10 protein-coding genes and 1 pseudogene are annotated in these 10,409 nt (G+C 37.2%); 7 read left to right on the top strand and 4 right to left on the bottom strand.

What is annotated here, in order from left to right:
* Window positions 1-910, top strand: a 910-nt coding sequence (locus AC06OU_RS04375) for an ABC transporter substrate-binding protein (protein WP_475854224.1), incomplete at its 5' end; no start/stop codon positions are given.
* 152 nt (window positions 911-1,062) lie between these two features.
* On the opposite strand, the gene AC06OU_RS04380 is transcribed toward AC06OU_RS04375, so the two are convergent.
* Both AC06OU_RS04380 and AC06OU_RS04385 read right to left on the bottom strand, forming a co-directional pair.
* Entirely contained in the window at window positions 1,063-1,245 is a 183-nt protein-coding gene (locus AC06OU_RS04380; RefSeq protein ID WP_475854225.1) for a hypothetical protein, read from the bottom strand.
* Window positions 1,246-1,280: 35 nt separating this feature from the next.
* Complete coding sequence (locus AC06OU_RS04385; protein ID WP_475854226.1) at window positions 1,281-1,403, bottom strand: hypothetical protein; 123 nt, start codon at window positions 1,401-1,403, stop codon at window positions 1,281-1,283.
* Between the two features lie 721 nt (window positions 1,404-2,124).
* Between AC06OU_RS04385 and AC06OU_RS04390 the strand changes: the two genes are divergently transcribed.
* Complete coding sequence (locus tag AC06OU_RS04390) at window positions 2,125-2,640, top strand: sigma-70 family RNA polymerase sigma factor (RefSeq protein ID WP_475854227.1); 516 nt, start codon at window positions 2,125-2,127, stop codon at window positions 2,638-2,640.
* Window positions 2,633-3,784: a hypothetical protein gene (locus AC06OU_RS04395; RefSeq protein WP_475854229.1), complete on the top strand. Its 1,152-nt coding sequence runs from the start codon at window positions 2,633-2,635 to the stop codon at window positions 3,782-3,784. Before AC06OU_RS04390 ends, AC06OU_RS04395 begins: the two co-directional genes overlap by 8 nt.
* A gap of 117 nt (window positions 3,785-3,901) precedes the next feature.
* Here AC06OU_RS04395 and AC06OU_RS04400 read toward each other — a convergent pair whose 3' ends face one another.
* Together AC06OU_RS04400 and AC06OU_RS04405 are read right to left on the bottom strand one after the other, a co-directional pair.
* Window positions 3,902-4,102 carry a C4-dicarboxylate ABC transporter gene (locus tag AC06OU_RS04400; RefSeq protein WP_169359023.1) on the bottom strand — a complete coding sequence of 67 codons (201 nt, stop codon included), beginning with the start codon at window positions 4,100-4,102 and terminating at the stop codon, window positions 3,902-3,904.
* A 261-nt stretch (window positions 4,103-4,363) separates the two neighbouring features.
* Entirely contained in the window at window positions 4,364-5,161 is a 798-nt protein-coding gene (locus tag AC06OU_RS04405; protein ID WP_169359022.1) for a TIGR00266 family protein, read from the bottom strand.
* Window positions 5,162-5,443: 282 nt separating this feature from the next.
* On the opposite strand from AC06OU_RS04405, the pseudogene AC06OU_RS04410 reads away from it, so the two are divergent.
* The 4 genes and pseudogenes from AC06OU_RS04410 to AC06OU_RS04425 all read left to right on the top strand — a co-directional run bounded on the left by AC06OU_RS04410 (window position 5,444) and on the right by AC06OU_RS04425 (window position 10,243).
* Window positions 5,444-6,919: pseudogene (locus AC06OU_RS04410) on the top strand (aldehyde dehydrogenase family protein).
* A 13-nt stretch (window positions 6,920-6,932) separates the two neighbouring features.
* Entirely contained in the window at window positions 6,933-8,096 is a 1,164-nt protein-coding gene (locus AC06OU_RS04415) for a saccharopine dehydrogenase family protein (protein ID WP_475854231.1), read from the top strand.
* Window positions 8,093-9,283, top strand: coding sequence for an acyl-CoA dehydrogenase family protein (locus AC06OU_RS04420; RefSeq protein WP_475854232.1), 1,191 nt, complete (start codon window positions 8,093-8,095; stop codon window positions 9,281-9,283). The genes AC06OU_RS04415 and AC06OU_RS04420 overlap by 4 nt, the downstream gene beginning before the upstream one ends.
* A 183-nt stretch (window positions 9,284-9,466) precedes the next feature.
* The gene (locus AC06OU_RS04425; protein WP_475854233.1) at window positions 9,467-10,243 is read left to right on the top strand and encodes a DUF7683 domain-containing protein; all 777 of its coding nucleotides are present in this window, start codon (window positions 9,467-9,469) and stop codon (window positions 10,241-10,243) included.
* The last annotated feature ends 166 nt before the right edge of the window (window positions 10,244-10,409 follow it).

Here is a 10,409-nt window from a genome sequence, read left to right on the forward strand (position 1 = left end):
CTCGATGAACCGTGCAAAAGACAGTAAATCAGTTCCAGATCATCGCACATATAGCTTACACGAAAGTATGGAAAATATTGAAATCGTATCAGATCTTTCAGAGCTTGATGTGAAGCAATCAGGTAGTGATATTACAGTGAAGGAAGCTTTAGAAAATAATGTTGATACAGCAATTTCAGAGCTAGTGACAGATAAAACACAAGCAGATGCAGCGAAAGGGATATACCAAGTAGTTAAAATTACAACAACTAACCCATTCCCACAAGTTTTAAATTATTTGGCTCATCAATCTGCAGGGATTGTGTCTGAAAATCAAGTGGAGAGCATCAACACTTATGATGTTGCTACCTTCGATGTAAACAAAGATATTCCTTACGGAGATCAAAATACAGTAACAGAAGGTGCTTCTTACAATAATACGTTATATGCTAGTGGGCCTTACATCTTATCCCACAAAAATGATTATGAGGCAGTATTCGTAAAAAACCCGGCTTATATGCCAGGAACTGAAAACGAGCCGAAGATAGCAAACGTAACCGTTCGTTTCATTGCAGATGCAGATAGCGCGCTATCGGCTCTTCGCAACGGAGAGATTCATATATTTAATGGAGTTCCTGAAACAAAATACAAGTTAGTAGAAGATGATAGCAAGCTAACTCTTCAGAAAAACGATAGTAACGCTGTAAGTTACCTGCTATTTAACACAAAAGGTCGTGATGTTTCAGAAAGCGAATCTTTACGTAAAGCGATTCTGTACTCGATCAACCAGGATGAAATCATTAACTATTACCAAGGAAACAAGAAAAAAGCAGTATCAACTGTAAGTCCTCTTGTAGAAACGGGTAACGAGCTTAAGGCAGATGCTGCTAAGGTAGATGAGTACTTAGAGGCTTTTAAAGCTGGTAAATAAAATAATGATTAAAGGCATACACGTGAAGCGTGTATGCCTTTTTGTCATTTTAAATTTAGTTTTAGTACTTTGATATTGTTTTTGACTAACGCAACGATAGTGTAGGTGTAACATTTCAAAAACACAAAAACTAATCTCATGAAAAATCAACTCTAGCTTTTAACAGAGCCTTTTAAATTTACACGTGTAAAAGAACTCAAGACTCTTTTCAAAAAAGGTTTTTGGACTTTCTTTTTTCTAGATAGGTAGTTATGTCCTAGTTTAGATTGTCTTACTTCCTTTTCCAAGTCAGCCATCCGTTGCCTTGCATGTTCTATATCATTAATCGAAATCATTATTTTTCTCCTTAAGGAGAAGTCCAATTATATTGTTAAGGTGTGGCTAGCACCATTCCTGTTAGCCACTTTTCACTTAAATAGTGTGTTGGCAACTCCAATTTATTTTTATCTACAAATTTATTAATCTGCTTACCACTCTGTTTTGGTATCATCATTTCTTTTCCTCCTTTATTTATTATTTTACCGATTAAACTATTAGCATCATTTTAGTCGACTGGGGTTTTCTATCCCCAACCAAGCTATCCACTTTCGAGAGATTCCTTTTTTAATAACTTTCTTCGCTGTTCCATGATCATCATCACCAGCACTCCTTTTCTTATTATTTTGTTTATATATGCAACACGCAATGCGTGAAAACACCAAAGTTTTTAAAAATGCACAAAAAAGAGCCCACGCTTCTTTACATAAGCGTGGGCTCATAGAAAAAAACGGCATAACATGCCGTCAGTATTAATTATTTACAAAAAAAATAATTAGCGGTTGGGCACGAAATCAATATACGATTATTTTTTGAAGTTTTAAATGTAGTCATTTTTCGTACCTCCATTTCTAATTTAAATATCTAACTACTTGAGGATATCATTGTTTGTTTCTGAATGTCAACACATTTCTGAATATTATGTACAAACGTTGGATTTTAGTAGCTTCACATCCCAAATTGTTGCTGATTATTTTTTTTACATAGGATAAGCTATTTTTGTCCTATATGATACATGAGCAATACGGACAATTAACATTAAAGCATTTATTCTATTTAAAATATATAAGCTTAAAATGACTAAAATGTCCTCTTCGGCTATTTAAAATATTTTTAGGGAAATTCAAACTTTGAGTGTTTGAGAATCGTTTACTCTATAGAGAAAGGAGCTTGCGATTTTGTTAAATGTTTATGAATTAAGAGAATTGATGTTTCAATATACAGAGCCTTTAATACGTTTAGCTTATGGTTATGTAAAGGATCTTCAAGCGGCAGAAGATATTGTACAAGAAGTTTTTATCAAGTTTTATCATCAGAATTATTATGAAGAACGTGGTGAGCTAAAAGCTTATTTAATGAAGATGACTGTTAATAAAAGCAAAGACTATTTAAAAAGTTGGACCTATCGGAAAGTTCGTATACAGAGCAAAATCTTCTCAACAGCAGGCAAACGAAATGTGGACGAATTCGTGAAAAAAGATGAAGTAGCCATTATTGGAGATGCAATTCTTGAACTGCCCTTCAAACATAGGGAAGTTCTCATACACTTTTATTTTAATGAAATGACAATTTCCGAAGTAGCACATTTATTATCCATTCCAGAAAGTACAGTAAAAACTCGATTAAGTCGTGGAAGAGACCTTTTAAGAAATCGACTGAAAGGAATAGAATGGGAGGCGCTATTAAATGAATAAATTTACCCCAACTAAAATGCGAGATTTAACCGAAAGTAAACAACGGGTGATACAAAATGTAGTAAGCGAGATTGAAAACAACTCGAAACTACCAAAACATCAATGGCGATTTATTGCGGTTTCTTTAGTTTTACTAGTGAGTACAATGCTTTTTTTCTTTAACCTTGAAAATGAACTACCATTAAACAAACTACAGGCTCCAATAGAGCACCATTTTGATTTAACAAAGCCTATATTTACAGATGAACAAGGAACTCTTTTTCTTCAGGGTATAACGTTAGGTGACTCGCATAAAAAGGTTATAGGGGTCTTAGGCGAAAATTATTCAATTATACAAGAGGAGGATAGCAAAGCAGACCTCATCATGGACTACGACGGTCAAGCCAAATTCTACTTCGATGATGATAAATTAAATTCAGCAGTCTTCATGAATGTAGATAAAAACTATTTCAACCACGTATATAAAGATTACGATGGATTTAAGTTCTTCACTTCTATTTATACAAACTATGATGGTCATTATTTCTACTCGAATGAGACAAAACAAATAATAAAAGCCATAAAGGAGACTTCTGAAGGGAAACTTCAATTATCCTTGTCCTATAACGACCCGGATTACCTAAATGCTGAATATCTATATAAAATAGAACAGAAACTTAATAATCAACGGCATTCTCTATCAGACATTAAAATTGATTTAGTTAATCCAACAATCTTCGAGGAGCAGGGTCACCTGTATCTTAATGGAGTAACATTGGGTGACTCATCATCAGAAGTAATTGAACGCTTTGGTAATAATTATCTAATTGGTCGAGTGGATGGAGATGGCTCCGACTTCGTTTTAGATTATGATAAGCAAGCTAGCTTCTCTTTTTATGAAGATAAACTAATATCAGTAGTACTCACAAAAGTTGATAAAAATTATTTTGATCAATTATTTAATGACTATGACGGATTTAAATTTATTTCTGCTTCTAGTGAAGACGATAAGGATCGTTTTATCTACTCGAAAAAGACGAGTAACATAATAAAAGCAACAACCCAAACCCCTAACCAGGAGCTACATCTCTATCTATCCAATGCTGATCCCAGCCTCTATGAAATTCCAAATTTTCTTGAAGCGATGGAACAATATCCAGATTAATTTTTACACTATCTCTTTTACTGGTAACGTATGTAAGTATCCAATTATTTCTGCATATAAAAAAGGCACCTGGTTTCTACGATCCGGTTGCCTTTTTCAATAATTATCGACAATAGCTTAGAAGAAAAAATAAAGTATGAGCACGATTACACCTAAAATAATGGATAGCCATCCTACAATAAGTTGTTTGTAGTGATACAATGCTACAAATCCTAAAACAATAGCAGCTAAGCCTAGCCAAATTGGGTAGAAGAAAAAGCCTACAATTGCTAGCACGATACCAAGAAGCCCTATCCATAAGCCTGCGTTATTAACCATTTTACACCCTCCTTCTCTTATTGATGAGAACGAATTACACAACTGTTCTTATAAACTAGTATATGAAGGGGGATACTAAGACTGTTGAGCAATTTGCTAGGGGTTCTCTAGTAAGGACAGAAAAAGGTCTATCGAGGGGGTAGGGTACTGAAAAGGTTTAGTGCGTGTGATAATAAATAGACGAGCTTTCTAGTTTTGGATAAAAAAAACTGAAGACAAAACTCTTGGAGTTAGTCTTCAGTCTGTAAAGATAGACTTCTATTATTTCCCGCCTAAAAGGTCAAAAAGTCCACCAGTTATACTTCCTTCACCTTTCGATCCTCCACCTGGAGTTTGGGGAGCAGCAGCAAACACTCGACTCGCTAAACGGCTAAATGGAAGGGATTGAATCCACACTGTTCCAGGACCACGAAGCGTAGCGAAAAATAATCCTTCACCCCCAAATAGAGCTGTTTTAACTCCCTTAACCATCTCAATATTATAGTCAACATCTGAAGTCATAGCTACTAGGCAACCCGTGTCCACTCGTAATACTTCTCCAGGTCGTAAAACCTTTTGGTGAATCGTTCCTCCGGCATGCACAAATGCAAGACCATCTCCTTCAAGCTTTTGCATGATGAATCCTTCACCGCCAAAGAATCCAGTACCTAACTTACGTTGGAATTCAACTCCTACGGAAACTCCTTTAGCTGCAGCCAAAAATGCATCCTTTTGGCAAATAATTTTTCCTCTATACTCGCTTAAATCCATTGGGATTATTTTTCCCGGATAAGGGGAGGCGAAGGAAACGTGTTTTTTACCGCTACCTACGTTAGTAAAAGTGGTCATAAACAGACTCTCACCTGTGATTAACCGTTTTCCTGCACCCATTAATTTACCCATAATCCCACCGCCACTACCCCCGGAGCCATCTCCAAAGATAGTTTCCATAGAAATGCCATCCTCCATCATCATTAAGCTGCCGGCCTCAGCTACAACCGTTTCCTGTGGATCCAGTTCAATTTCAACAAACTGCATATCGTCTCCATACAACTTGTAATCTATTTCATGATTATTCATTCTTTTTTTCCTCCTCGGTGTAATTAAATAACTATACGAATGATAAAATAAAAGGTTCCTGTTTTTTTAGAGCAACACCTTCATTTATTACGACGTGTCGAAGCCACTTATTACGCTTTTGTATTCGTAGTTTCTTGATTTCCTGCATCGTGGTTCAGTTTTATAAAGGGATTTTTATTAAATTTTTCTTAATTTTTAAATTTTTTTAAAGGGTTTTATTAGTAATTATAGAATTTATTATATATGTAAACGTTTTCAATTTTAAGAGAGAGAGGTAAGGATATGAAACTAACAAATTTTATTAATGGAAAATGGCAAGAGGGAGAGGCTTCGTACACTGCTGTATTAAATCCAGCAAACGGTGAGCAGTTAGCAGAAGTAAGAATGTCTACAAAAGAGGATGTAGACGTTGCAGTAGAGGCTGCAGTGAAGGCACAAAAGAAATGGGCATTAGTTCCGGCTCCAAAACGAGCGGACTATTTATATGAAATTGGCAGACTGATGAAAGAAAGAAAGGAGCATTTAGCTCAAGTACTGACAAAAGAGATGGGGAAGGTCATAGAAGAAGGTCGTGGAGAAGTACAGGAAGGAATTGATATGGCCTTTTACATGGCAGGTGAAGGAAGAAGACTTTTCGGAGAAACGACCCCTTCTGAGCTGGCAGACAAGTTTGCCATGAGTGTTCGAGCACCAATAGGAGTAGTCGGACTGATTACACCTTGGAATTTCCCTGTGGCCATTGCTACTTGGAAGTCATTTCCTGCTTTAGTGGCGGGCAATGCATTTATCTGCAAGCCTGCTACAGAGACACCAATGATGGCGTTTGAGATGGCTAAAATATTTGAAGAGGTTGGTCTGCCAAGTGGTGTTGCAAACGTCGTATTTGGTTCCGGATCAGAGGTGGGAACAGCGATGATTGAGCATAAGGACGTAAAAGTTATTTCGTTTACTGGCTCAACAGATACTGGAAGTAAGGTAGCTGAGCTTGGCGGAAAGCACTTAAAGAAGGTTTCCTTAGAAATGGGCGGAAAAAATGCTGTTATCGTTATGGAGGATGCAGATTTAAATCTTGCAGTAGACGGAATTCTTTGGAGTGCCTTTGGTACAGCTGGACAGCGCTGCACAGCATGTAGTCGAGTGATTGTGCATAAAGATGTGAAGAAGGAACTGGAAAAAATGCTTCTAGAAAGAATGGAGAAGTTAACAATTGGTGACGGAATGGACGAAACAGTCAAGGTTGGACCAGTTATTAACAAGGATGCATAAGAGAAAATCCACTCCTACATTCAAATTGGAAAAGAGGAGGGAGCTAACCTTGTTGTAGGTGGTACTATCCTTCAAGATGGTGATTTAGCTAAAGGAAATTACTATGCTCCCACTCTTTTTACAGATGTAAAACCGAATATGAGAATTGCTCAAGAAGAGATATTTGGTCCGGTTGTTTCATTAATTGAAGTGGAATCATTAGAAGAAGCAATTGAAGTGAACAATGGAGTGAAATTCGGGTTGTCCAGTTCTATTTTCTCTAGAGATATAAATAAAATATTTAGAGCCCAACGAGATTTAGATACGGGGATTGTCTATGTTAATGCTGGAACGACCGGTGCTGAAATACATCTTCCGTTTGGAGGAACAAAGGGTACAGGGAATGGCCACAGAGATTCTGGAGTTGCGGCTCTAGACGTTTATACAGAGTGGAAGAGTATTTATATAGATTACAGCGGGAAGTTACAAAGAGCTCAAATAGACACAGAATAAGGGGGAAGTCGATATGAAGGTAGCTGTATTAGGTGCAGGTTTAATGGGGAAGGAAGCGGCAAGAGATTTAATCTTGAGTCCAAATGTGGAGAAAGTATATTTATGTGACCTGGACGTTGGGCAAGCCAATATGTTTAAGGAAAAAATGCAGAACTCTAAAATTGAGGTTTTAAGATTAGATGCAAATGATGATGCCAATTTAATAGAAGTTATTAAAAAGGCAGATGTCGTGATCAATGCGCTGTTTTACTCATTCAATGAGAAAGTGGCTAGAACTGCGGTAGATGTTGGAGTCCACTCCATTGATCTTGGTGGTCATATTGGAGGAGCTACAGATGCTGTGCTTTCGTTGGATGAAAAGGCACAAGCGAAAGGGGTGACGATTATTCCGGATTTGGGAGTCGCTCCTGGGATGATCAATATTCTTGCAGGCTATGGTGCTAGTAAATTAGATGAAGTTACAGATATTCACCTATATGTTGGGGGAATACCTGTAGAACCAGAAGGGATATTCAAGTATAATATCGTGTTTTCATTAGAAGGAGTATTTGATCACTATACCGATCCTTCTCATGTAATAAGAAATGGTCAATTAGAGGAAATAGACTCTTTAACAGAGGTTGAGCCAATCGAGTTTGACGGATATGAGGAATTAGAGGCGTTCCATACAGCAGGGGGGACGTCCACTCTAACTAAATCATTTCCAAACGTTCAAACATTAGAATATAAGACGATTCGCTATAAAGGCCATGCAGAGAAATTTAAGCTACTGGTAGATTTAGGTCTTACAGATAAAAATAAAACAGTTAACGCTGGAGGAAATATTGTAAACGTTCGGGAAGTATTGAAAGAAGTGCTGACACCATCCCTTCTCCTAGGCGATAAAGAGGACGCAGTGCTACTAAGAGTTATCGTTAAAGGTGAAAAGGATGGAAATGAAACAATTTACACGTATGAAATGGCAACTCAAAAGGATCCTTTATCTGGTGAAACTGCTATGGCTCGCGCAACTGCAAACACCATTTCAGTTGTTGCACAAATGATTGGAAATGGTGTTATTACAAAACCAGGCGTGTCTACACCGGAGCTAATTGTGCCAGGTGAATTATATATTAAGGAAATGTCTGCTAGAGGCGTTGAGATAAAAGAATATGTAACAAGAGGTGAAACAGTTTGAATTTTGAATTCTCTGAGGAGCAGGTGCTTCTACGAAAAACATTAAGACAATTTGTTGATAACGAGATTATTCCTCACATTGCAGAGTGGGAGGCAAAAGGGGCATTTGACCCTATCATTTGGGAGAGACTTGCTAGCTTAGGACTGATGGGAGTATGTATTCCAGAGCAGTATGGTGGAAGTGGCATGGACTATAATTCTCTTGCTATTGTTTGTGAAGAGCTAGAAAGAGGAGACACCGCTTTTCGAACGGCTGTCTCTGTTCATACAGGCTTAAACTCCATGACCATACTACAATGGGGTACTGAGGAGCAAAAGAAAAAATACCTGGAGCCTCAAGCTAAGGGAGAAAAAATTGGTGCGTTTGGACTGACTGAGCCTGGAGCAGGTTCAGATGTAGCAGCGATGTCAACAGTTGCCGTTGCAGATGGAGATCATTATATTTTAAATGGACAAAAAACATGGATCTCTTTATGTGATGCGGCGGATCATTTTATAGTTTTTGCTTATACGGACAAGTCAAAAAAACACCACGGTATAAGTGCATTCATTGTTGAGCGCACAATGCCGGGCTTTTCCTCTAAAGCGATTAAAGGAAAGTATGGCATAAAATCGGGGAATACCGGTGAAATTTTCTTTGAAAATATGAAAGTTCCAAAGGAAAACCTTTTAGGAGAAGAAGGCGAAGGGTTTAAAATTGCTATGTCGGCTTTAGATAATGGTAGATTTACTGTAGCTGCTGGAGCAGCAGGTCTTTCACTTGCTTGTCTTGAAGCAAGTGTTAAGTATGCAAAAGAGCGTGAAACCTTTGGTAAGGAAATTGGGCGGCACCAGCTTGTACAGCAAATGATCGCTAAGATGGAAGCCGGTCTTCAAATGAGTCGCCTGCTAGTTTATCGTGTTGGTGAGCTAAAGAACAAAGGAGTCCGGAATACACGAGAGACCTCCTTGGCAAAATGGCAAGCTTGTGATTTTGCGAATAAAGCTGCAGATGATGCGGTTCAAATCCACGGTGCTTATGGTTATTCAGATGAATACCCGGTAGCTCGTTACTTAAGGAATTCAAAGGCTCCTGTCATTTATGAAGGAACAAGAGAAATCCATACCGTTATGCAAGCGGAATATGTGCTAGGTTATCGAGAAGATAAAAAATTGAACAAAATGCTTCCAAAATGGCCTTTTGAATAACAAAAAAGGGGATTAGGTTATCCTCAACAATATACTATTAAGGCAGACCATTTAGTTATTTACTGGTCTGTCTTTTGTTGTTTATAAGTTTTAGGTGTAAATCTTCTTAGCAATGAATGAAAATTAGCGTTAAGATACATGTAAGAAAAACATATATACTAGCTAGATGAAGGGGTAGATTGGTTGAGTAATTACATAGATTTTCAGTGGCGAGTCACAAAGTATAACCCTGAATTTAGGGATGAAAATGGTTACTATACGCTAAGGGAGGAATGGACTTGTCCTTCTGAAATCGGAAAGACCATTAACGGAAATGAATTCACTTTGAATGAATATCTCCAAGTTGAGGCTGCTTATATTGATTCAGCAATCAAGTTTATTGAGGAAACTAACCTTGATTCATTGCGACTCTTACAGTTAGAATGCAATATTTCAGAAGAAGACAAGACATCTCCTTTATACGAAAAAGAATTTGAAACACTGATTCTTAAAGAAGATGCACTACTAAACAAAAACGATATACGCTTAATTTGCAAAATGGTTTTGAGAAATTTTATATGGTGTCAATTATATAGTAAGAACAATTTCTTTGTACATTTTGGTTGGGATTACTATATGTATGTTGGGTCCAAAGTAAATTGTCTTTCCGCTATCGAGTTTGCCTCCAATAATGGATTGTTTGTTGAACAATGTGCGTCACCATATTACTTCTCAGAAAAAGATACTACAAGGCAAATTCAATGGAGTGAGATTGAGGATGAAACGAAAATAATTGTCGGTGAAGAGGAACTTAAAAATGTTCCACTAAATGAATTTAAGAGAATTTTTAATTTGTCGCCTGAACATCCAGTGATTGGCTCATTTAATATAAAAAAAGAACAAATGGATTTTTTCCAAACATTCTTAAAGCATAAGATGAATTTTGATAAATATGAGTATAGTTTTTGGGGCGGATATTAGGAAGGTTTTAGGTTAAAATATTCTTCAAATAAAATACCTGTAGTTGTTTTCCATTACAGCGGACGCTTTCCGGGGGCACGGCTTCAATCTCCTCGTCGCCTTGCTGAGAGCACTGAAAAAGTACTTTTAAAACGCTTAGGGATAGAGTATGAATAAAGCTCCTATT

The organism is Psychrobacillus sp. (assembly GCF_056205495.1).